General features: G+C 70.6%; 21 protein-coding genes. 13 read left to right on the top strand and 8 right to left on the bottom strand.

The features are described 5' to 3' along the window. Positions 1 to 60 precede the first annotated feature (60 nt). On the top strand, positions 61 to 996 hold the full coding sequence (sigJ, locus tag ABTY04_RS28890; protein WP_352216335.1) for an RNA polymerase sigma factor SigJ: 936 nt from the start codon (positions 61 to 63) through the stop codon (positions 994 to 996). Between the two features lie 168 nt (positions 997 to 1,164). Here sigJ and ABTY04_RS28895 read toward each other — a convergent pair whose 3' ends face one another. Then, positions 1,165 to 1,362 carry a hypothetical protein gene (locus ABTY04_RS28895; protein ID WP_352216336.1) on the bottom strand — a complete coding sequence of 66 codons (198 nt, stop codon included), beginning with the start codon at positions 1,360 to 1,362 and terminating at the stop codon, positions 1,165 to 1,167. A 295-nt stretch (positions 1,363 to 1,657) separates the two neighbouring features. On the opposite strand from ABTY04_RS28895, the gene ABTY04_RS28900 reads away from it, so the two are divergent. The 4 genes from ABTY04_RS28900 (at position 1,658) to ABTY04_RS28915 (ending at position 3,756) form a co-directional block, all read left to right on the top strand. Then, complete coding sequence (locus tag ABTY04_RS28900; protein ID WP_352216337.1) at positions 1,658 to 2,008, top strand: hypothetical protein; 351 nt, start codon at positions 1,658 to 1,660, stop codon at positions 2,006 to 2,008. After that, the gene (locus ABTY04_RS28905; protein ID WP_352216338.1) at positions 2,001 to 2,804 is read left to right on the top strand and encodes a hypothetical protein; all 804 of its coding nucleotides are present in this window, start codon (positions 2,001 to 2,003) and stop codon (positions 2,802 to 2,804) included. The genes ABTY04_RS28900 and ABTY04_RS28905 overlap by 8 nt, the downstream gene beginning before the upstream one ends. A gap of 328 nt (positions 2,805 to 3,132) precedes the next feature. Then, a complete protein-coding gene (locus ABTY04_RS28910; RefSeq protein WP_352216339.1) occupies positions 3,133 to 3,393 on the top strand; it encodes a hypothetical protein in 261 nt (86 codons plus the stop codon). A 51-nt stretch (positions 3,394 to 3,444) separates the two neighbouring features. Continuing rightward, on the top strand, positions 3,445 to 3,756 hold the full coding sequence (locus ABTY04_RS28915; RefSeq protein WP_352216340.1) for a hypothetical protein: 312 nt from the start codon (positions 3,445 to 3,447) through the stop codon (positions 3,754 to 3,756). A gap of 111 nt (positions 3,757 to 3,867) precedes the next feature. Here the strand turns inward: ABTY04_RS28915 and ABTY04_RS28920 are convergent, their stop codons facing one another. Next, entirely contained in the window at positions 3,868 to 5,223 is a 1,356-nt protein-coding gene (locus ABTY04_RS28920; protein WP_352216341.1) for a lipase family protein, read from the bottom strand. Between the two features lie 243 nt (positions 5,224 to 5,466). Here ABTY04_RS28920 and ABTY04_RS28925 point away from each other — a divergent pair, with 243 nt between their 5' ends. Further along, entirely contained in the window at positions 5,467 to 6,741 is a 1,275-nt protein-coding gene (locus ABTY04_RS28925) for a PucR family transcriptional regulator (protein WP_352216342.1), read from the top strand. A gap of 52 nt (positions 6,742 to 6,793) precedes the next feature. Here ABTY04_RS28925 and ABTY04_RS28930 read toward each other — a convergent pair whose 3' ends face one another. Then, positions 6,794 to 7,234, bottom strand: a complete 441-nt coding sequence (locus tag ABTY04_RS28930; protein WP_352216343.1) for a hypothetical protein — start codon at positions 7,232 to 7,234, stop codon at positions 6,794 to 6,796. Between the two features lie 149 nt (positions 7,235 to 7,383). On the opposite strand from ABTY04_RS28930, the gene ABTY04_RS28935 reads away from it, so the two are divergent. Both ABTY04_RS28935 and ABTY04_RS28940 read left to right on the top strand, forming a co-directional pair. Then, on the top strand, positions 7,384 to 8,652 hold the full coding sequence (locus ABTY04_RS28935) for a sensor histidine kinase (protein ID WP_352216344.1): 1,269 nt from the start codon (positions 7,384 to 7,386) through the stop codon (positions 8,650 to 8,652). After that, positions 8,637 to 9,284, top strand: coding sequence for a response regulator transcription factor (locus tag ABTY04_RS28940; RefSeq protein ID WP_352216345.1), 648 nt, complete (start codon positions 8,637 to 8,639; stop codon positions 9,282 to 9,284). The genes ABTY04_RS28935 and ABTY04_RS28940 overlap by 16 nt, the downstream gene beginning before the upstream one ends. A 39-nt stretch (positions 9,285 to 9,323) precedes the next feature. Here ABTY04_RS28940 and ABTY04_RS28945 read toward each other — a convergent pair whose 3' ends face one another. Beyond that, complete coding sequence (locus ABTY04_RS28945) at positions 9,324 to 9,959, bottom strand: RICIN domain-containing protein (RefSeq protein WP_352216346.1); 636 nt, start codon at positions 9,957 to 9,959, stop codon at positions 9,324 to 9,326. 188 nt (positions 9,960 to 10,147) lie between these two features. Between ABTY04_RS28945 and ABTY04_RS28950 the strand changes: the two genes are divergently transcribed. The 3 genes from ABTY04_RS28950 to ABTY04_RS28960 all read left to right on the top strand — a co-directional run bounded on the left by ABTY04_RS28950 (position 10,148) and on the right by ABTY04_RS28960 (position 14,493). Then, positions 10,148 to 11,905 (top strand): immunity 49 family protein, encoded by a 1,758-nt coding sequence (locus ABTY04_RS28950; protein ID WP_352216347.1) that lies wholly within the window; start codon positions 10,148 to 10,150, stop codon positions 11,903 to 11,905. A gap of 307 nt (positions 11,906 to 12,212) precedes the next feature. Next, positions 12,213 to 14,093: an ATP-binding cassette domain-containing protein gene (locus tag ABTY04_RS28955; RefSeq protein ID WP_352216348.1), complete on the top strand. Its 1,881-nt coding sequence runs from the start codon at positions 12,213 to 12,215 to the stop codon at positions 14,091 to 14,093. A gap of 259 nt (positions 14,094 to 14,352) precedes the next feature. Continuing rightward, complete coding sequence (locus ABTY04_RS28960) at positions 14,353 to 14,493, top strand: hypothetical protein (RefSeq protein WP_352216349.1); 141 nt, start codon at positions 14,353 to 14,355, stop codon at positions 14,491 to 14,493. Between the two features lie 135 nt (positions 14,494 to 14,628). Here ABTY04_RS28960 and ABTY04_RS28965 read toward each other — a convergent pair whose 3' ends face one another. The 3 genes from ABTY04_RS28965 to ABTY04_RS28975 all read right to left on the bottom strand — a co-directional run bounded on the left by ABTY04_RS28965 (position 14,629) and on the right by ABTY04_RS28975 (position 17,336). Next, complete coding sequence (locus ABTY04_RS28965; RefSeq protein ID WP_352216350.1) at positions 14,629 to 15,534, bottom strand: DUF2637 domain-containing protein; 906 nt, start codon at positions 15,532 to 15,534, stop codon at positions 14,629 to 14,631. A 629-nt stretch (positions 15,535 to 16,163) separates the two neighbouring features. Next, on the bottom strand, positions 16,164 to 16,580 hold the full coding sequence (locus tag ABTY04_RS28970) for a hypothetical protein (RefSeq protein ID WP_352216351.1): 417 nt from the start codon (positions 16,578 to 16,580) through the stop codon (positions 16,164 to 16,166). A gap of 51 nt (positions 16,581 to 16,631) precedes the next feature. After that, a complete protein-coding gene (locus ABTY04_RS28975; protein ID WP_352216352.1) occupies positions 16,632 to 17,336 on the bottom strand; it encodes a hypothetical protein in 705 nt (234 codons plus the stop codon). Between the two features lie 1,326 nt (positions 17,337 to 18,662). On the opposite strand from ABTY04_RS28975, the gene ABTY04_RS28980 reads away from it, so the two are divergent. Next, on the top strand, positions 18,663 to 19,823 hold the full coding sequence (locus ABTY04_RS28980; protein ID WP_352216353.1) for a ParA family protein: 1,161 nt from the start codon (positions 18,663 to 18,665) through the stop codon (positions 19,821 to 19,823). Continuing rightward, positions 19,820 to 21,058 (top strand): ParB/RepB/Spo0J family partition protein, encoded by a 1,239-nt coding sequence (locus ABTY04_RS28985; protein WP_352216354.1) that lies wholly within the window; start codon positions 19,820 to 19,822, stop codon positions 21,056 to 21,058. Before ABTY04_RS28980 ends, ABTY04_RS28985 begins: the two co-directional genes overlap by 4 nt. A 106-nt stretch (positions 21,059 to 21,164) precedes the next feature. Here the strand turns inward: ABTY04_RS28985 and ABTY04_RS28990 are convergent, their stop codons facing one another. Continuing rightward, a complete protein-coding gene (locus tag ABTY04_RS28990) occupies positions 21,165 to 21,767 on the bottom strand; it encodes a hypothetical protein (protein ID WP_352216355.1) in 603 nt (200 codons plus the stop codon). Positions 21,768 to 21,984: the final 217 nt, after the last annotated feature.

Genomic DNA, 21,984 nt, shown 5'->3' on the forward strand with positions numbered 1-21,984 from the left:
ACTCGCAGTCCGGCGTGCTGTTTCGCCGAGGACGAGAAGAACCAGGGAGCGGTCGCAGGCATGAGCACCCCACCCGAGCCGGGCCTGAGTGCGGTCGTCGGCGAGCGGCGCCGGTTGACCAATCTCGCCTACCGGCTGCTCGGTTCGCTGGCCGAGGCCGAGGACGCCGTGCAGGAGGCGTACGCCCGCTGGTACGCGATGTCGCGGCAGCAGCAGGAGGCCATCGAGTCGCCCGGTGCCTGGCTGACGACGGTGGCCGGCCGCATCTGCCTCGACATGCTCGGCTCGGCGCGGGCCCGGCGTGAGCGCTACGTCGGCGAGTGGATACCCGAGCCGCTGCCCGACCGTACGGAGTGGATCAGCGGGCCGGCGGGCGGCGGCGGAAGGGCCGCGGCGGATGACCCCGCCGACCTGGTCACCCTCGACGAGTCGGTGAGCATGGCCTTCCTCGTCGTACTTGAGTCGATGACGCCGGCCGAACGCGTGGCGTTCATCCTGCACGACGTCTTCCGGTACCCCTTCGCCGAGGTCGCCGTGATCATCGGCCGGACGCCGGCGGCCTGCCGGCAGCTGGCGGCCTCGGCCCGTCGCCGTGTCCGCGCCGCCGAGGCTCCGGCGGCCGCGACGTCCGGGCAGGCCGCTCTGGTGCGGCATTTCAAGGTCGCGTGGGAGGCGAGGGACATCAAGGCCCTCGTCGGCCTCCTCGACCCCGAGGCCACGATGATCGCCGACGGCGGCGGCCTGGTCGGCACCGTCCTGCGCCCGGTCGTGGGCAGCGCGCGCATCGCCCAGTACCTGATCCACATCGCCGACAAGGCTCCCGGGCTCACGCTCCTGGAGCGGACGGTCAACGGCCGGCCAGGCCTGGTCGCCCAGCACGCCGGCGTCACGATGACCGTGGCGGCGTTCGGCCTGGGCGACGGCCGCATCGCTCGCATCTGGGCGGTCCGCAACCCGGAGAAGCTCCGTCCGTGGACCGGGAACGGACAGGGCTGACCCGGCGCGAGGAGCCTTCGCGGGCCGCGGCGATACCGGCATGTGGGTGACGGGCAGCACTGCGGGCTCCGCCGTGCGGGCCGGATAACTGATCTTCTGTTCATCCGCGACACCATCCGGATCCACGCCCGGCCCTCGTGAGCGGCGTGCGGCGGGCGGCGCCTGCGCTCAGCTGGGAACACCGCCTTCCCAGCCGGCGGCCTGGGCTCCGCAGGCGGTACACGTCGCGCTGCCGACGGGTTCCCGCACCGGCGCGGCAGCCGCGGGGATGTCCTGGTGGAGGAGCCAGGGGGCGTTCGCATTGCGGGCCAGGACGTACTTGAAGCGTTGCTGGCGCCTCAGTTCGAGCATGTCCCTGTGCCGCATGCGGCCCACCCCCGACGCTGTCAATGCGGTGCAGATCGCACCCAGTACTGCGCAGATCAGCACGAGTCTCACCAACACGTCTGCCACAGCCGTTCCTTTCCGGTGACGGATTCGCACAGCGGGGCCCGCGCTCGGGCCCCGGCAACATCTCCACATAACGCAGCGGCATATGCAGAGTTATGCCCAGCCCCCTCATTGAAGCCATGTGCAGCACCCTGTCGGGTTGCCTTAAATTCCGATTTCCATTAAGCGGCCCAACAGGTCAACACCCGCGCACGGCGCAATCATCACCCGCATGGCGCATACCCAGCCCGGCGCCGTGAGCGTTGGTTGGACTATGACAAGAGTAGAACTCGGCGCAATCTTCCAGGGGCACGCAGAAGGGGAGGGGCTCCCCGTCCGGTCCGTGGCCGCCCGGATGGGCAAGTGGACCTTCACACCGGCTTCATCGGACCGCGCTCCGGGCGAGAACGCGGCTCTACATCATGAAGGTCTGAAAATCGAGCTGAACTACTCGTCCTCGATCTTCGAGGATTTCCTGGAAACGATCAGCATGATCCATCACGAGTTCAACCGGCGGTCGTACGGCGTGGCCGCATCCGGGATGGGCTCCGACGGACGGGTGAGGCAGGCATCCCGTGTATGAACCTTACGGTCACCACGATTGGAACGGCTTCCACATCCAGCCGGAGGCCCGCATGTTCCGGCCGGAACCCGAACAGCACATCGTCACAGGGTACCCGCCGCTCGGACCGGTCGAGGGGAACGGCGCGTGGGATCCGGCGGAGGAGCTCGCCTGTCTTCTTCAGGGGAACATGGCCGCCGGCCAGCCGGAGCCCTTCGACCGGGTCGTCTTCGACGAAGCCGACGGCACGATGGGCGTCACCGGGCCGGAAGCCGGACCCCCGGGCCTCATCGCTCTGCCGGAGGTGGAAGCGGCCGACGGGCTCCGCCGGGCCGTCACGGCGAAGACGCTGGTGCCGACCCTGATGCGAACGGGCAACCTCTGCACGTCCGTGCTGGTCGCACTCATCGCCGCCCTCGTGAGCATCTTCAGCGGCCTTGCCCTCTGCGACGCCCTTCGGCACAGTGCCGCGCCGCGCACGGCCCACGACGTGGTCAGCTGGTGGCCGCTGCTTCTCTACGGACCCTGGATGGTCGCCTCTCTGTCCATTCTCAGGGCAGCCCTGCACCAGCGCCGCGCCGTCCACTCCTGGTCCATCGTCCTGCTGTTCTCGACCCTGGCCACGCTCCTGTGCGTGGCCCAGGCGCCGCGAACGTTCGCCGCCCAGGCCGCAGCGACCCTTCCCGCCATCGCCGCACTCGCCTGCTTCCAACAGCTCGTGCGCCAGATCACGCTCACCCGGCCGCCCCGCCAGCCGACGCCGCGGCACCGCAACTCCAGGCCCTCCCCCGCCCCCAAACTCCACTACGGGGCATGACGGTCACGTCCGGGAAGCCCCCGGCCGGGACGGGTCTGCCGCCCGTGCACGGCAGTTCCGCGCCCGACGGACGGCCGCCGGATGCGGTCGAGGACGGTGCGGGCCGTGCCGGCGGCCTGCCGCAGCGCGTGGCCGCTGGGACGGACGGGGCCGGCCCTGCCGCGCAGGGCACCGGGGACGAAGGCGTGACTGCCGCCAAGCGCATGGAGAACGTGGTCCTTCCCGGAGCCCGACGGAGTGATCGTTTTCACCTGAGGAACGACAACCGAATCCGATAGGTCACGGGCGATCCGCGATCTCCGCACCTACAAAGATGAGGACAGCAACCATGGCGTACGAGCCCTCCTACGCTGAGCGACTCAAGTACCAGCGGCTTCAGGACGCCGCCTACCAGGCAGGCCTGGACGCCGTCACCAATCTGGAGGCAGCCCTCGCGCTCGCGGGGATGATCCTCCCCTCCCTGGCCAACGACGGGCCCCTGGGCTCCCGCGGGTTCGTCCGGCTCGGCGGATGCAGCGTCGCCGTCGCCAACCAGCTCGCCGAGGTCATCGCAGCGGGTGCCCATGCCCTGCAGGAGCAGCGGGCCTGAGCACCCGCCCCCGTACAGCGCCCCACCGCAACTTCTCCAGGAGGTCCTTGTATGAAACCGTGGCGAGCTTCCTCGCACGCGCCGAAACCACAGGAGGCCCTCGACCCCTACCGCTTCCCCGGTGTGCGGGGGTTCGAGGAGGAGAACACCCGCCCCGGGAGCCCCGCGCCGGACCCGGATCCGCAGGAGCGGCCTCTCGGCCGGGCCGGCGCAGCACACCACCGGCGCCTCGGCCTGCACGCCGCGCTGACCGCCGCCGGGGTCCCGCCGCTCGCAGCGGACCTGCATGCCATCGAAGCCGTTGCCGCGCTCGACGACACCACCAACGCGGCCGTCCAACGCTGGATCGCCGACTCCCGGTGACCCACCGCACGTCGCAGGTCGATCCCGGCCGCGGCGGCCGCGTGCCCGGGACCCGTGGCGCGCGGAAGGTCCTGCCGCGCGGATGCGGCGCGGCAGGACCTCGTACGGATGTCAGGACAGCGGGGCCGGCTCCTCCGGTGTCAGTGCGTTGCCCGCGGGGATGCGGCCGCAGTCGGACGGGGCCGGCTTGCCGGCGAAGCGGTCACCCAGCCAGCCCAGTGCGACGGGCGCCCAGACGACGGGCGCGCCCGTGTGGCTGAGCAACTCGTACTGGCTGTACTTGACGGCGGAGCCGCCGGTTGCGCAGTACTGCCGGGCGAGCGCCCGCACGTCCCCGGCGACCATGACGCCGTCGCCCCTGCCGATTCCCGGGTGGTTGCCGAAGGTCCCTTCCAGGACGCCCGCGTTGCCCTGGGCGATGAATCCGGGGACGGCCGGGGTCGCGGCGGAGCCGAGGTTGAGCTTGTTGACCGCCTCCAGGAACGCGGGGATCGAGTTGGGGTCGGCGTACTCCGGCTTCGCCATCTTCTTCCAGGTCAGCCCGGGGTAGTGGCCGAGGGCGTCGAGGATGGAGCCGTGCTCCAGCTCCTTGTACACCTGCAGACCGTAGCCGTTGAGGTAGGACGAGAGGTCGATGTCGTAGGAGCGGGAGACCCCGATGACCGACATGGGGATGACGCCCGACCACGCCAGTGAGCCGTCCACGTACTTCAGGTTGTGTGCCGGGTCCACGAGGAGGCCGCCCTCGGCGTAGCCGACCAGCTTGCGGTTGACGTCCGGCGCGTAGCTCGGCGCGAGCGCGGCCGCCCAGTTGGTGGCGATGGAGCCGCCGGAGTAGCCCATGAGGCCGAACGCGGTGGCGGAACCCAGTCCGGTCTCCGCCGACCTGGTGGCGGCACGGATCGAGTCCAGCGTGTTGGTCCCGTACTCCGGCCCCGCGGCGAAGTTCGCCCGCTGTCCCTCGGTGTCGGGGATGACGAGGTCGTAGCCCTGCGTCAGCAGGGGTACGAGGAAGAGGGCCTCGACGTTGGGGATGAGGCCGCCCAGGGTGACGTCGCCGGCGATCGCCCGGGACGGCCCGTCCTCCGGGCTGAGCGAGTCGTAGAACGATTGGTAGGACACCGCCTTGCTGCGGTCTCCCGTCGGGCTGCGCACCACCGTGGTCACGTTGGCGGCGGGCCGGCCCTGGGCGTCGGTGGTGCGGTAGAGCAGCTGGACCGCCTTCAGGGGCGTGGAGAGGCCGAGGAGGTGGTACTGCAGGGTCCGCGTCTTCAGCACGGTGCCCGGCGCGAACGCGGAGAGCGGCTCGCTGCCGCCGTAGGCGTAGAACGGGTCGCTCGTCGTTGCGGTCGTCGTTGCGCTCGCCGTTGCCGGCGTGGATGCGGCGGCGGTGGCCGCCGGCGCTGCGGTCATGACCGCAGCGGTGGCGACGGCGACGGCGATCAGGCGGACGGCTGCCTTGGACATGCGTTCCTCGATTCCTGGGTGGGGGCTGACGCGCCGGCACGAGGTCGGGTACATCGGCGCGTCAGGCCGGGGCGGGCGGCCCCCGGCAGGGGATTGCGGTGAACGATGCGGCCGCGGTCCGCCACATCTGGCCATTCACCGGCCGGTCGTGTTACCAACCAGTAGGTGATGTCCCGGAAACATCATGGGGCCGGTAAGCGGCCACGTCTCCGGGGTGGGGAACAGAGATGTGCGAGGTGGATTGTGACCGGATCCAATGCCGTGGAACGGGACTTGGTGCCGCAGTTCGGCGGAGTGCCGGTGCACAGACGGCTTCAGGACGCCGCCGGCGCGCTGGAGCGTGCGGTGATGGTCCGGCTGGTCGAGCGGCTGCCCGTCTACGGAACGCTGCCGGCGGAACACCTCGGCGGTGACATCGCCAAGCAGGTGACCCGCGGTATACGGAGCTTCGCGGCGGTCCTGTGCACCGGGGAGATGCCCGGGCAGGCCGAGGCGGCGGCGATCCGCGAGTCCTCGGCCCGGCGCGCCGACGAGGGCGTGCCGCTGGAGGCCGTGGTCGGTGCCTATCACCTGGGTGCGGAGGAGTGCGCCGCCCAGGTCTTCTCGGCGGCCGAACCGGGTGACCTGGGCGACGTGCTGATGGTCCAGCGACAACTGCTCGCGTATCTGCGGCTGGTGAGCTGCGAGGTCGCGGCCGGGTACGTACAGGAGCGGCAGACGGCGCTCAGTGACGAGCAGGTCGCCCTGCAGTCGCTGCTGTCCCGGCTGCTGGAGGGCGGCAGCCCGCAGGTCGCGGCCGACCGGGCCGGGATCCGGCTGCCGCCCTGCTACCTGGTGCTCAGCATCGCCGTGGGACCGCACCCGGACGAGCTGGTGCCCGGCGTGAACCATTCGGTCGCCGCACGCCGCAAACTCCGGCGGCTGCGCAATGAACTGCAGCGCCGGACGGCGGGGGTCCCGCTGTCCGTGCTGTCCGGCGACGGCGGGCTGGTGCTGATCCCGTACGAGACACCGGCCGCCGACTTCGGCCGTGCGGACCGGGACCGGCTCTCCCTGCTGGTCGAACAGCTCGGGCGGACGTGCGGCGCCGAGCTGTTGGCTGCGGCCGCGGCCGCAGCACCGGAAGGCGTCGCGGAGGCCGCCCGGCTGGCCGGCGAGGTACGTGAGGTGGCGGAGGCCTCCGGCCGGGGGCCCGGGCTGTACCTGCTCGACGACGTGCTGCTCGAATACCAGCTGAGCCGCCCGAGCCCGGCCAGGGACGGGCTCGCCGCGCTGCTCGACCCGCTGGATGCGCGCCCGGAACTGCTCGTCACGCTGCGCACGTTCCTCGCGTGCAGCCTTGACCGGCGCCGGGCCGCCGCCCGCCTCCAGGTCCACCCGAACACGGTCGACTACCGGCTGCGCAAGGCGACCGAGTTCACCGGACTGGACGCTGCCCGCGGCGCCGATGTGCTGACGCTGCGCGCCGCGCTGGCCGCCCACGACGCCTTACGGCAGGGCAGGACCGACACCGGCTGACACCGCCCGGCTCCGCCGGGTCCGAGGGGCACGCCGACAGGCGCGCCGCCGGTCAGCGCTTCGCGGGGAAGGCGGCGCGCAGGGCGGAGCCACGGGTGGTGAAGGCGATGCGGATGACGGGCAGCATGCAGACCGTCTGCATCACCGCGTACCACAGCGGGCAGACGCCCGGGATCAGGTCGACGCCGGTGACCGCGATCGGGAAGACGGCGGAGAGGCCGCGCAGACGCTCGAAGGCCCGCCGTGATCCCTGGGAAGCGGAGACGGTCAGCCGGTGGAGCAGCACGGTGATGAAGGGGAGAAGGATCGCGCGGATCCACATGAACGGGTTCACCACATGACCTGTGCTCGCGACCACGACGACTGCCAGGAACGCGGCGGCGGTGAGGGCGCCGTAGAGCGTGACGCCGGTCTTCGTCGTGGCGAAGGCGGCCCGGGTGCGGGGGTCGTCGTGGAGGACCGGCCCGGTCGGGGTGTGCGCGTTGGATTCCATGGCCACGACGCTACGGAGCGCCCGGACGGCGGGGTATCGGCCTGGGCCCACGGGTGGGTGGGGGTAGCCCCACTCCCCCGCGGACCGGGGCGGTTGCGGGCCGGGCACGGTGCACAGTGGGGGTGTCGAACGGGAAGTGAGGGGGAGTCATGAGACAGGTGGGGTCGTGGGTGGCGCGGGCCGGGACGGGGTTCGTGCGGGCGTGCGTCGTGGCGGCCGTCTGCCTGCTGGTCCCGGCCGTGTGGGCCGCCGCCGTGGCGCTGGGGATCTGGTCGGGTGCGGGGAACCCGTGGTCGTGGATCGCGCCGACCGTGATCGCCTGCGCGGGCACGCTCGCCCTGTCCCGGCCCGTGTGCCGGATGGTGCGGTTCCTCGTCGCGCGGTGGACCGGCACCGTCGTCCCCGCCGGATACCGGCAGGCCGGGCCGGTGACGCGGCTGTCCACCGGGTACTGGTGGAACGGCTTCAGCTACGAACGCAGCCGCCGCGACGCCCTCATGGACCAGCGGATGCGGTTGTGGTGCGGCGACCCGGCCACTTGGCGTGACCTTCGCTTCGCCGTCATCGCTCCGTTCACCGCAGGGGTGGTGGCCGCCCTCCCGCCGGCCGCTCTGGCCGCGGCGGTCCTCGGGCTCGGCCGGCCGGAGGCCGTCGCGCACCTGGTCGGGGTGCTCGGTCCGGTCTTCGCCGTCGCCTGCGCCCCGTACGCCTGGCGGTCCGTGGAGCGGGTGTCCGTCCGCTTCCTGCGGCCCTCGCGGGCGATGCTGCTCGCGGACCGGGTGGACGAACTGACCGCCCAGCGGGCGGACGCGACCGTCGCACAGGCTGCGGAGATCCGCCGGATCGAGCGGGACCTGCACGACGGCGCGCAGGCCCGCCTCGTGGCGCTCGGGCTCTCCCTGGCGACCGCCGAAAAGCTGATGGAGACCGACCCCGACCGGGCCAGGGCGCTGATGCGGGACGCCCGGGCCGGCGCCACCGCCTCGCTGGGCGAACTCCGCGAGCTGATCCGCGGGATCAGCCCGCCGGTGCTCAGTGAGCGGGGGCTCGTCGACGCCGTCCGCGCGCTTGCCCTCGACGTCCCCCTCGACGTGGCCGTCAGCGCCGACGGCGCCGGGAGCGCGCTGCGCCTGGATCCGCCGATCGAGTCCGCCGTCTACTTCGGCGTCGCCGAACTGCTGACCAACGCGGTCAGGCACGCCTGGGCGACCCGGGCGCACGTCTCCCTCGTACGGGACGACACGGGCATCGTCGTCGAGGTCGAGGACGACGGCCGGGGCGGGGCCGACGTCCGGGCCGGCGGCGGGATCGCGGGCCTGCGCCGACGCCTCGCCGTCTTCGACGGCACTCTGGAGCTCACCAGCCCTCAGGGCGGGCCGACCCGTGTGAGGATGGCGGTGCCATGCGAATCCTCGTAGCCGAAGACCTGTACCTGCTGCGTGACGGGATGGTCCGCCTGATCGAGGCGTACGGGCACCAGGTGGTGGCGACGGCCGCCACCGGACCCGAGACGCTCGACGCGCTGCGGACGCACCGCCCGGACGTGGCCGTCATCGACGTCCGCATGCCGCCGACCCAGTCGGACGAGGGCCTGCGGGCGGCCCTCGCCGCCCGCGGCGAGATGCCCGGACTGCCGGTCCTCATCCTCTCCCAGCACGTCGAGCAGTTGTACGCCCGCGAGCTCCTGGCCGACGGGTCCGGCGGCGTCGGCTACCTCCTCAAGGAGAGCGTTTTCGACGCCGACCAGTTCATCGGGGCCCTGGAGCGCGTCGCGGGCGGCGGAACCGCCATGGACCCGGCAGTGATCGCGAAACTGCTGTCGGGCGGTTCCCCGGGCCGGGAACTGGCGCAACTCACCGAACGCGAGTACTCCGTGCTGGGCCTCATGGCCGAGGGGCTGTCCAACCAGGCCATCGGCCGGCGCCTCTTCCTCAGCGAGGGCGCCATCAGCAAGTACACGACCTCCCTGTTCGGCAAGCTCGGCATCACGGACGACGACGACACCAACCGCCGCGTCCGCGCCGTCCTCACCTACCTGAACAAGCCGTAGCCGGAGCCGGATCCCCGGCTCCGGCTACGGCTCCGGTCATCAGGCGACCTGCCACCAGTGGTCGTCACCGTAGCTGGTGCTGCAGGTGTAGACGCCGACCCGGAGGTCGTCGGCCCCGTCGGCCAGTCCGGCCACGTCCAGGCACACGGGCCGGTCGGCCTTGTACGAACTGGCGTTGACCAGCAGGAATGCCCGGCCGGCCGAATCCCAGATCGGATACCACAACTGGTTGTCCGCCGTGGTGTCCTGGCAGGGATAGAAGCCGACCGTGGAATTGCCGGGCACTCCGGTGCCCGGCAGGTCGAGACACAGGCCGCGGTTCTTCACGTTCTGGATCAGGTAGCCGTCGACCCCGTCGACGAGGTCCCACATCTGGTTGTCGCCATCGCCGCGGATGCAGTCGTGCTGCTGCACGATGCTGCCCATGTCCGGGGCGCCGTAGTCGGGCACGTCCAGGCACTTGTGCGTCGTGTAGTTGTACAGGAGGGCGTCGTACACCGCGTCCGCGCGGGCCTGTGACGAACCGGCGGTCAGCAGGTTGAGGGCGAGCGCGGACAGGACCGCCAGGATCGCGGCCACGGCACGTACGCGATGCGGCCGCCGGGGCCCGGCGGGCCGGGTACGGGCACGGGTACGCATACGGATACGGGCGGGCAGAGCCTTGCGCTGGTGCATTCGGGTTCCTCCCCCGGTCGGGCTCGTCGTGCGAGAACTCTCCGTCCTGGCGCCATGGTTCGGCCCTGGTACTGCCATGGCACGCCCATGGCCGGATACGGCGGTCACCGCTCGCTGTCGGATGCTCCGCCTAAGGTGGGGAACCGTCGGTGATCAAGGAGCGGACTGTGCGGATAGAGCGTCATCAGGTGGGCGAAGCGGCTGTGTCGGCAGCCCGCGAGGACTTCGCGAACAGGATCGGGGGCCAGGTCAGGTCGATGTCGAGGGCCGGCCGGATCGGCACATACGAATGGCAGTCGATCGCCGAGGAGTTCCTCGACTACCTCGGCGCCCTCTCCGTCGAAACCCCCCGCCTCGACACCCCGGAGGCCAAGGCCGCCCTCAAGGACGCCACCGCGGCCGCCGTCGGCGCCGTCGCGTACGCCGCTTACTTCCCGCACTGCTCCTTCCACGTCACGCTCGACTACGTGAACTTCGGCATGGGCTATGACCGTGGCGACGACGAGGACGGCGACGGCGACGGCGAGGAGAGCGTCACCCCGCACGACTGGATCGACGCGTTCTGTCTCACGGTCCTCTCGGACAAGGTCCGGTGGCACGGCGAGGAATTCCATTTCGCCCGGCAGAAGTTCGGTGACAGCGCGGACGGAACCCCCGCCGTCGAGCTGGTGAGGGGGTTCACGGCCCAGGTCATCGGCGACACGGGGAACGACGACGAGGAGCACCCGCCGAGCGCACAGGCGAGGCTCGCCGCGATCGACGCCGCGATCGACCGCGTCCGGACCCGGGAGGAGGAGAACGGCGAGAGCCTCCTCCGCCGGCCGGACGGTGTCGGGCTCTCGACCCTGCGCGCACTGGCCGCCGAGGACCGGGAGGCCTTCGACGCGGGACTGGCCGCCCTGCTGCTCCCGCACACCACCCTGCACGGGGCCGGTGCCCGGCCCGGCAGTCTCCTTCCGCTCCTGCCGCTCGCCCTGGCCGCGCTCGCGTACCGGACCCTGGGCTGGGCGCCGGCCGTCGACACCGACTACCTCCCACACGCTCTGGTCACCAACTTCGAGACGCGCGGCCCCCGGGTCGGGGGTTTCGGCCGCGACCGCCGGCCGGACGCCGTCGCCGCCCTCGCCGCCGGGCCGCTGCTGGTCGAGCGGCCGGCGTTCGACCGGGCCGACGTGCACCCGGAGAGCGAGGCGTCGTTCGAGCGGTCCACCCGGGAGGCCATCACCGCGGTGGACGGCGAACCCCCCGCCGTGGGGCGGCTCACGAGCGCCCTGCGCTACCAGGAACTCCTCTTCAAGTGGCGCACCGCCCGCTCCTGCGACGTCGTGGACGCCCAGCTCAGGAACCTGCGCCTGGCCTCCCAGCTGGGCGCGGCCCTGTTCCGGGTCGCCCTCGCCGAACCGGGCACGCAGGCCGAGGTGACCGTCGACGGCCGCACGCTCCGCTACCCGGCCACCCGGGGCCGGAACGCAAGCGCCGGCCAGTGGCAGACCGCCACCGCGTTCGCCCTGATCACCGGCGTACGCGAGGACCTCGCCCCGCTGGTCCTCACCGGCCCCGTCTTCGCCGGCGAGGACGGCGGCGCGTTCTCCGCGTACCGCAAGGCCCTCCACGACTACCTGCGGGGCGCGGACCCCGAACCGGCCGCGGAGCTGGCCCTGCAGGAGCGCGAGCGGACCGAGCACTGGGGCTTCTTCCGGCCGCCGGCCGTTCTCCTGTCGCAGCTCGTGGAGGGCGACGAGGAGAGCTTCAACCTGGCCCTGGCCGACGCCCTCGAAGCCCACCGCGACCACTTCCAGGTCGCCGACCGCGCGGAAGAGCCCGACGCCCCGATCGACCTCGATGTCCTGGCCCTGGCCTGCCACGCCCGTCGCCGGGGATGGGACATCCGCGTCGAGTCCCCGTACCTGCCACAGCGGCTGCTCCGGGCGGCCCGACCGGTGTAGACGGATCGGGGGCGGGCACCGCAAGGGGTTTCTCGGCGACACCCCCGGCCGGCGGCCGGTTCCGGCCAACCTCCCCTCCTCCGGGCCGCAGCCGGCGACCGGAGCGAGGGAGCGGCGGACCTGCGGCGCCGGGGCGGCAGGTCGGCCAGATCCCGCTGCTCCCTCCCGCGGGCTGCGCTCTACTCACTCCCCCCGGTTCCCCTGACAGCACCCGCCCCGCCCCGTACACCCGGGCCGGGCTTCTTCGTCGTGCCGCTGCTCAGCGAACGAACTGGCTTCTCTCATCGCCGAGTTGAAGGAGCGCAGCATGTCCCAGAAGCAGGCCGGGAAACCGCAGGCCGCCACGCTGCCCCCGCCCCCGGAGATCACGTTCACCTGGGGCCAGCACAACAAAACCATGGAGCAGCTCTCGCTCCCCCAGATGGCCCGCCGGGTGCCCGCCGCCCTCGCACAGACCGCCCGGCTCGCGTGGGCCGTGAACCGCACCGCGTTCGTCTGGCTCGTCTGTGCCCAGGTCGTCGGCGGGATCTGTACGGCCGCCGCCCTCGCGGCGGTCTCCCGGGCCATGAGTCCCCTCCTCGCCGGCGGCACCGTCGAGCAGCGCATCTCCGGCGCCGCCTGGCCGCTGGCCGTCACGGCGTCCATGACCGCTCTGGGGGCTCTGGCCTCCATCGCCTCCGGGAGCGCCGCGCGCCGTCTGAACCCCGGTATGTCCACGATCGCCGACCTCGCGATGGTCGACGCGCACATGGACGTCGAGCTGGCCGCCTACGACGCGCCCGACTTCACCGAGCGGTCGGAGGCCGCCGAGACCGGATCCGCCCGTTCGGGCATGCTGCTGCAGGACGCGCTCGGGTTCACCAGCGGCCTCATCGACATGGTCGCCGTGGCGTCGGTCCTGTCGGTCGTCCACCCGGTGCTGCTGCCGCTTCTGCTGCTGTCGGTCGTCCCGCGGGGCCTGGGCTCGGTGTTCGCCGCCCGGCTCGACTACCGGCTGCACAACGAGACGGTCGCCTCGCGCAACATCCGCCACATGATGCGCTGGCACCTCACCACCCCCAAGCTCGCCGACGAGCTGCGGGGCAACAGCATGCGCGAGTACGCCCACCACTGGTACGCGGCCGTCTGCGGGCGCATCGACTCCAAGATGGTCGGCTCCGCCCCGCGCTACCTGGCCGTCTACCTCACCGCGGCCGTCGTCTCCGGCCTGTTCACCGTCCTGACCTGGGTGTCCCTCGGGGCGCTCGTGACGGGCGGGTACATGGCGCTGGGCGCCGCCGGTACCGCCATCGTGGCCATGCGGACGTCCACGGCCGCCCTGTCCCAGCTGGTCGTGTACGGGGCGGCGATGTTCCAGCATGCCCTCTACCTCGGCGACTACGCGGCCTTCCTCGCCCAGTCGGCCGAGCAGTCCGGGCCGCGCGGCCCGCAGGTGATGGACGCCCCGCAGAAGATCCGGCTGGAGGGGGCCACGTACACCTACCCCGGCAAGGACACCCCGGCGCTCGGTCCCGTCGACCTCACCCTGAACCGGGGCGAGGTCGTCGCCCTCGTCGGCGAGAACGGCGCCGGCAAGTCCACCTTCATCCGCCTCCTGACGGCGCTGACCACTCCGACCGCCGGCACGGTGTCCTGGGACGGCGTCCCGACCTGCGACGCCGACCAGCGCTCGGCCTGGACCCACGTCGGGCTCGTCACCCAGTCGTACGGGTACTGGCCCTTCTCCGCCCGCGAGAACATCACCCTCGGCCAGCCCGACGCGCGCGGCGAGGACGCCGTCTGGGAAGCCCTCGGCGCCGTCGGCATGAAGGAGGCCGTCCGGGACTTCCCCGAGGGACTGGACACTCTCCTGGCCCGGTCGCTGTGGGGCGGGCACGAGCCCTCCGGCGGCCAGTGGCAGCGCCTGGCCTGCGGCCGGGCCTTCCACCGGCGCCCGGCGCTCCTGGTCATGGACGAGCCGACCTCGGCGATGGACCCGCGCGGGGAGCACATGGTGTTCTCCGGCCTGCGGGACATGCGGGACGAGCGGATCACGGTGATCGTCACGCACCGCATGGAGAACTGCCGTCTCGCCGACCGGGTCATCGTCCTCGACGGCGGCCGGATCAGGGAGCAGGGGACGTACGAGGAACTGGTGCGCTCGGGCGGCTCCTTCGCCGAGCTGGTCCGGCTCTCCCAGGACCGCTAGCCGCGGTCGCCCGCCCCGGGGTGGAGCGCGGCACAGCGCCCCACCCCTCCCCCGCCGCCGTCGCCGCCTCAGGCCGGCACCCCTCCAGGAACCGGCGCAGCTGCGGCATCGCCGTCCGAACAGCCGTGGTGGACGTGGACGGGGTAGCCGTCGGAGTCGACCGAGGACTCCGTCAACGCGGTTACTCGTCAGCCTGTCGTCCGACTTCTGGCTCATCGACCTCGGAGGGGCATCGCCCTGGGTCTTCGAAGTGTGGCTGGTGCGCTTCCTCGTCCTGGGGCTTCTCGCTTTCACTGCATTGCTGACACCGCAGTCCAAGGGCGTGACCCGCGGCGTGGGTTACGTGTTCGACGCCTTCAACACCACCGGCTTCGTGCACACCGTTAGGCCGGGTGGGTGACGGCGCCTTGCAAACTGGATCTTGCACGGGAAAGAATGCGGAGTCATCGGGGAGCCCTCTCCTTGCACAGCGAAATGTCCGGCTGGAGCTGCAAGGAGGGTGCGCAGCAAAGGTGTTCGGGTCTTCGTGATTGCCTCAGAAGGTTCTCCTGTCCCTTGGAATCGGCCTGGTTGTGTGTGGGACGGGAGGCGGGGCAGGGGGCCTGGTGCGCAGCAGCGCAGTGCGGCGGCGCGCACCGGACTTTCGGAGTGGTTTGGTCAAAGTGATGAGGCGTACCAGTTGGTGAAGACAGGCGAGTGACGCCATCTGCGGCAAAACGGCCATGGCCTCGCCGGTGAGGGTTCTGGGCGCCTGCACCAGACACAGCAGGATCGCGGTGCCGGAGAACACCAGGACCACGATCCAGGAATGAAGTGCCCGGCGTTGGTGGATGGCAGCCCGCAGGATGGACAGGGAGGCGACGGCCCACGGGCCGTAGACGAGAAGCGGCCACCAGTCGGCCACGTGCCCCGGGGTGCGGAGCTCGGCGACCCGGCGCAGCGGTTCGTAGGCGACGATGCCGCCGAACAGACTGACCATGAACACCAGGGCGGCGGTCAGCGTGGCGATGGAGAAACTGGTCGCGCTCGGCCAGTCGATGACCCACCGCCTTGCCTTGCGGCGCCTGCGGGGCGGCAGATGCTGATGCCTGCCGGGCAGCCCGGTCGGTGCGAGGGTGGCGAGGTGGTCCTCACGCCCGAACGGATCGGGGGGCCGCCCCTCGGGATAGGCCGCGTAGCCGTGCGGCTCCGGCATCGGCTGCTGCCGCACGGGCGGGCTGTCGTACCCGGCCGCCATCGTCTCCTGCAGCAGGAAACCCGGTTCCTCCGCCCGATCCGGCGGCCGCTGCGGCACCAGGTCCAGCCCGGGATGCTCGAACGTGCCGTTGAATGCGCCGAGGAACGGGTCGTACGGGCCGGTGGAGCCCCACTGCTGGGTGCCCGCGGCTGCGTAGAGCTCTTCCGGGCTTCCGAAGGGTTCGCCGCCGTGGAAGTCACGCATTCCCGGGAAACCTCATCCCGGCACGAGGCGCCGCCGATTCCGGTTCGATCCCGTTCCGGCAACATCGGAACTCGTCCTCGATCTGGTCCATCGCCGCCGCGAACTGCTCCGACGCGGCTGCGGACCATTCCGGAGGAACGAGGTCGTATCCGTTCCAGAGCTCTCCGTCGCGGCCACTGGCCGACACCGTGGAGAAGCCGACAGGTGCGTCTGCGGTGATCCTGTCCGTCATATGCCGGATAACGGCGTCGTTGACACCGGGGTGTGCGGCATACGGGTGAGTTCGATGCTCCGTTCAGGGGGGCGCACGGGATTTAATCTGCTCTATGTACGCCAAGAAAGCGATATCCCTGACAAATCACCCGGCGCGACTCCGGTACCGAAAAGGTCCGGACCTGTCCATGCGCTCCGCACCCCGTCTTCGACGTGACCACCGCTTGCGCGAAGGAGCCGTGAATGGAACGCAGCGTTCGCCCCGCTCGCGACGGGGACACCTGAACCTTGCCCGGCTCAAGCCAACTGCCCGGAGTCGGTGCAGAGCGGATATAGTGAGGGCATCAAGTTACTCAGGCGCGGAAGGCCCTCCACCATGGTGGAGGGCCTTCTGTCATATCCGGCACCCGGCCAGGTCAGGCGACCTGGAGCTTGGGGCGGCCCGTCGGGGCGGGCGGGGCCTGGTGGTACGTCGGCAGCTTCAGGTTGGGAAGCTCCCCGCCCTGGATGCGGACGAGGGCAGCACGGAACGCCGCCTCCATGGACTCGGGGCTCTCGTACTTCGCCGCGAGCGGGTGGAGGCGGTAGGAGTTGCCGTTGCGCTCCTCGCTGCGCGGCCTGAGCACGATGTTCAGGTCGCACAGGGGCGCCATGAGTCCGCTGACGGCCTGGGGCGTCACCCCGTACTCCGCCGCCATGTCCTTCTGGCGCACCGGCAGCGCTCCCCCGAAGTCGCTGCGGGCAACGAGGTACTGGAGGAACTTGACGGCGGACCCTGACAGCGGCAGGGCCCAGATGCGCTCCGCGACGATCGGAGACATGACGTTAGCCATGGGACAGCCTTCCTCGTGAACGGTCGCCCGTGCAGGGGCCTGGCAGCACTATCACCCGGTACGTCTCCTTCCGCGTGTGTCGGCCTCTGTCCCGAAGTCGAGGTCCAGCTCCTCCTGATGGGCGCCTTCCGGTCCCACCGCGTAAGGGAACACCTCGGTGTCGTGGTCGTGCCGGTCCGCGATCTCGGCGAGTACTTCGTGCTGTGCGGTGCTGTTGCCGTGGAACCACAGGCGCACGTTGATCTGGATCCGGCCGTTGCCGGCCTTCTCCACCCAGTTGTAGTCGCACAGCGCTTGAACGGCACGGTTGACCGTGGAACGCGTGATCATTTTGCCGCCCTTCTGTGCGGCAATCTTGTTCAGTCCGTCCGTGATCTCCTGCTGCGTGTACTGGGTGATCCCGGTGCCCGGCACCTGCCCGCCGGCCACGAAGAGGAAGACGCAGAGCTGGGACTTGGTGATGCTGTTCGCGACGGCGAGCTGAGCCAGCAGCTGCGTGAACCAGTTGCTGGCCAGGCTGTAGCCGGCGCCGCCGGCCATGTCGTGGACGGCCCGCGGATCGGCCGCGTACTCGAAGTGGACGCCCTTGAGCCGGCGTCGGCCGCCGGGGTCCGCGGCGTCGGCCACCTTCTCCCCGAGCTGCTGGCCCAGGACGGCCAGGATGTCTCCGTACTCGGCTTCGTTCCCTGCGGCGGAGGGGACGGGTACAGGCCGGGGCCCGCGCTGTCGGCGACGTGCGGGCGGATCAGATGTCACAGGACCTCCTTGTTACTCAGGCGGTCCGAGACTATCCAAAAAATCAACGTGTGCTTGTCTTTTGGGCTGCCGACGCGCCGGTCGATGCCCCCGATCCCAGCCCTGTTCGAACGCGGCGCCAAAAGTACACGGTACGTGAAGTTATTTTGCCGTCAAGCGCCGAAAGTACACGGCTGCTTGACTTCGGTTGTCGCGATGGCAGCACATTTCAGAGGCCCCGCGCGTACTCAACGGCTCTGCGCCTGCTCCTACCCGACGCTCTGACCTGCAGTGATCCGGGGCATGTTGAGGCCTCGAAAAACTCAAGCACAGCTTGAGTTTTCGGCAAAATGTGCTCGCCAGGTACACATTCCGGGAGCCCAAATGTGTCCTGGGGGACACATACCCTCGGACAAATCTGCAGGTCAGATGGGGTACGGACGCGGCGCCCTCTTACTAAAAGAGCAACGTGCCCACCGGCATCAACACGTACCGGACCTGTCGTTACCCGGTCCCAACGCAGGGCCCGTGCCCTCTCGCTGACCCTCCGACAACGGATCGCTGCCCTGCTTCTCCCCTGCTGATACCTCAGGCGGTGCATCATCACTTCATTGGAGCTGTACTTTCTGTGCTCCCTGCTCCCTGCTCCCTGCTCACTCTCCTGACGGGTAAGGGCTCCTGCGTGCGGGCACCCTCGCGCAGTTGCTCTGACTGCCCGCACCCTTCCCGGCTCACGTCTGTCACCTGCACCACCGAAAGTCAGCCCCGGCGATGCGGTACGACGAACGAACGCGATCAGTGGCCACCTGCACCACCCACCGACCTCAACCACGTTGCGGCTCTTCACTGCAAGTACGGCCCGCAGTCGCCAACGGTGCCCCACCACTCCGGCGGGGCACCGCAAGCCCGCCAGGGCTGAGGAGCTACCGACCCCGCGCGAGACCGGGGCTCGGCCGCGAGGATCCGGATGCAGGGGAGCGGCCTCGTGGCTGCCGCGGGCAGGAAGATGAGGCGCAACCCCGAATTTCCGGCACACCCGCCGAAAAACGACGCACAGAATGGCGCCTGTGAGTGCCGATCTCCAGACCCCTGGTGTGATGGGGTGTTCCTTCCCCTGGAAGGCCTTCAGCGGGCTTCACAGAGCCTTTTCTGCGCTCGGCTCGCGCTGCGACGAGTCCAGAGTCCCCTGAACAGCTCAGTCGCGCTCCGGCAGGGCAGGACGGGGCAGCCGGGCGAGTCAGGAGAGTGACATGTGGGCGGCATTTCGGGACAACGCCTGCCATACGCAGGCAACATACTTTGGCATGCCTCTTCGCCTTCCCCCTGGAAGGTTAGTAAGGTACCCGCATGACCGCTCCATACGATCCGGAAGTCAGGGAAAAGGTAGTCGCCAAGCTGCCCGCGTCCCTGCGGCAGGAACTCAAGGTCCGCGCAGCCCAGTTGGGTGTGGACATCCAGGACGCCGTCACCGACGGCATCCACGCGTGGCGTGCCGACGCCTCCGGGGCAACCCCTGTGGACACCTCCGGCGCCGCCTCCTTCTCCACCTACCTCCCCACCGGCCTGTACGGGGACTTCAAGGAGGACTGCCGGGTACGGGAGGTCCCGTACAACCAGGGCGTCGCCCAGTCCATCCGGCTGTGGCTCGACACCCACCCCTCCCCCGCCGGACGGCGCCGCCCCTCCCACGAGGGTGCCCGCCGGATCGTGGTCTGCAACCAGAAGGGCGGTGTCGGGAAGAGCGCCATCAGCAACGGGCTCTCCCAGGCGCTCGCCGAGACCGGTGCCCGCGTCTGCGTCATCGACTTCGATCCCCAGGGGCACCTCACCCGCCACCTCGGCGCCGAGATGCTGGGTATCAAGGAGCCGAGCCTCGCCAAGCACATGCTCGGGGAGATCGAAGGCCGGATCCGGGACCTGCTCGTACCCATCGAGCACGGGGTGTTCGCCGGCCGTCTGTTCCTGCTGCCGTCCTGCAAGGACGCCTTCCTCCTCGACGCCCGGCTGGCCACCACCCGCCACGTCCGGACGAAGGAGACCGCCCTGGAGAAGGCCTTGGAGGAGCTGGAGAAGGAGTTCGACTACATCGTCGTCGACTGCCCGCCCAGCCTCGGCTACACCATGGACACCGCGCTCTACTACGCCCGTACCCGCGAGGGCGAAGCCCCGAAGACCTCCGGCATCATCGTCCCCGTCCAGGCCGAGGACACCTCCGCCGACGCCTACGACATGCTCAGCGAACAGCTTGAGGACCTGATCGACGACCTCGACATCGAGATCACCCAGCTCGGCTTCGTCGTCAACCTCTACGACAGCCGCAAGGGATATGTCGTCACCTCCTCCCTGAACAGCTGGAAGGAGTTCGGCGACCCGCCCGTCATCACCGTCATCGCCGACTTGAAGGAGCAGCGGGAAGCCGTGCGCGTCAAGCTGCCCCTGCTGCACTACGCGCCCGACTGCGAGCAGTCGGAGGCGATGCGCGAGATCGCCCGGAGGATCGCGGCATGAGCAAGAGCGATCTGCTGGGCACCGGCGCGGCGTTCAGCAATGCCCGCCGCAGCGGCGGCCGCAGCGAACGCGGGCGGGCCAAGGCCATCGCCCAGGGCGATGTGCCGGCGTACGAACTGCTCCGGGTGTCCCTCGACCAAGTCTCGGCCACTCCCCTCAACCCGCGCCGGAACTTCGGCACGGACGAGGAGAAGACCCGCTTCGGCGAGGAGCTGCGGCAGGCGCAGCTCTCGGCGTGCGTCGCGGTCAGCCGCAGCGCGTACCTGGGGCTGTGGCCCGACCACGCGTCGCGGATCGGGGAGGCGTCGTACGTCCTGATCAACGGCGAGCGGCGCTTCCGCAGCGCGCTGCACGTGGGGCTGGAGGCGCTGGACTTCGTCGTACGCGACGACCTCGCCGGCTCCCGTACGGACTTCATCGACCACCTCCTCGCCGAGAACCTCGAACGCGAGGACTTCGACGTGATCGAGCGCGCCCGGGGTGTGCAGCAGCTGGTCGACACGTGCGCGGAGGAGGGCCGCGAGCACGGGGCCAAGTCGCGTGCCGCGGAGCGGCTGGGCCGCTCGCCGTCGTGGGTCACCAACCAGCTGGTGCTGCTGGAACTTCCCGACGAGATCCAGCGGATGCTGAGCTCGGGGGACCTTCCCGAGCGGGACGGGCGGCTGCTGGCGCGGGCGGCGAAGGATCGGCCGGGGGCCGGCGCGGCGGAGCTGCTGGCGTTCCTGGGGGCGAGCAAGGAACAGGAAGCCCAGGTCAAGGCGGCTCAGCGGGAGATACTGCGCGGCGCGCAGGAGCCTGTACGGGCGCAGGCCGGGGGAGTCCCGGACGTTGCTGCAGAGGAGCCGCAGCCGGCCCGACTTTTGTCCGCGGACAAAAGTCGGGAGCCTGAGAGCCTCCCGATGACGGCGGCGGCTCCGGTGGTGGAGGACGGGCCGACTTTTGTCCGCGGACAAAAGTCGGGGGCCGAAGAGCCCGCCGGGTCCGAGCCGATCCGGGTGACCCCTGCCCGTGCCCCGTCGGCGAGTACGCCGGATCCCGTCGCGCAGGAGCCGGTCCACGAGCCCGAGCCGGAGCGTGTCATCCCGGCCCAGGGGAGGGAACCGGATGCGGCCGAGCTCTCGTGGGAAGACCCGAGGGCGGTCTTCGACGCCATCCGGGCGCACATGTCGGCCAAGCAGCGCGCGGAGCTGACGATGCTCCTGATCGAGAACAACAGCGGATCCGGCAGCCGCTGAACCACCCCGAGGGGCCCACCGCACGGAGCGCGGTGGGCCCCGACTTTTGTCCGCGGACAAAAGTCCGGGCCGGGAATCGAGGCGATCCAAAGCAGGGGAAGGGCCTCTAGTACGGGCCGCCGCGGAAGTACAGGCTGCCGTAGTGACGTGGGCGGTCGCCCCGTTCGTGGGCCGCGCCGGAGCGGTCGGCGGGGGCCGAGAGCCCGGCGAGGGCCCGTAGGGCCGACAGGCCGGCCAGCACCTCGTCACGGCGTGACGCGGACTTCATCCAGGCTGGCAGCCGGACGAACATCCCCATTTTCGGGGAGGCATGACGTTCACGCAGCCGGGCGCCCACATAGGCGACGAGGGCATCGACGTGCTCCTCGTCGTAGGCCCACAAGACCCGTCCCGCACAGTGGGTCTGCAGCCAGAGCGGCCGACGGAAGAAGGGGTCCTCGGTGCCGCCGGGCGCGGCGCCGACCAGGCCGCCACCCCGCTGCTCGGCCGTCCAGTCGGCGATCGCACCGCATCCGGCGCAGGTGAGGCGGCGGGGCTGGAAGAGCAGCTCGCTGAAGTACTTCGGTGTGGGGAGGCCGGGCCGAGGCACGACGAGCGCCCGGCCTCCGCACTTCGGGCACACCACGAGCACCCGGCCGGTGAACCGTACGAGCCACGTGCCGTGGTCGTGGTGACGGGACGCTTCGGGGTGCGCGGGCTCGGAGCTCATGACGGACACCCTGCCAGGCCCACCCCACCCCATCGCCGCCGACGGGCGTCCGCATGGGAGGGCGGCAGCAAGAGCCGGGCACCCCGTCAAGGAGCAGGACCGCAGGACCTGTCTCCGGGACCCCCGACTTTTGTCCGCGGACAAAAGTCTCTCCCCCGGCGTTCCCCGCCATGGCAGCATGTGCCGCATGACGACGACCAGAAAGGTCCATGCCGCG

The organism is Streptomyces sp. NPDC097981 (assembly GCF_040302565.1).
Lineage (GTDB): Bacteria > Actinomycetota > Actinomycetes > Streptomycetales > Streptomycetaceae > Streptomyces.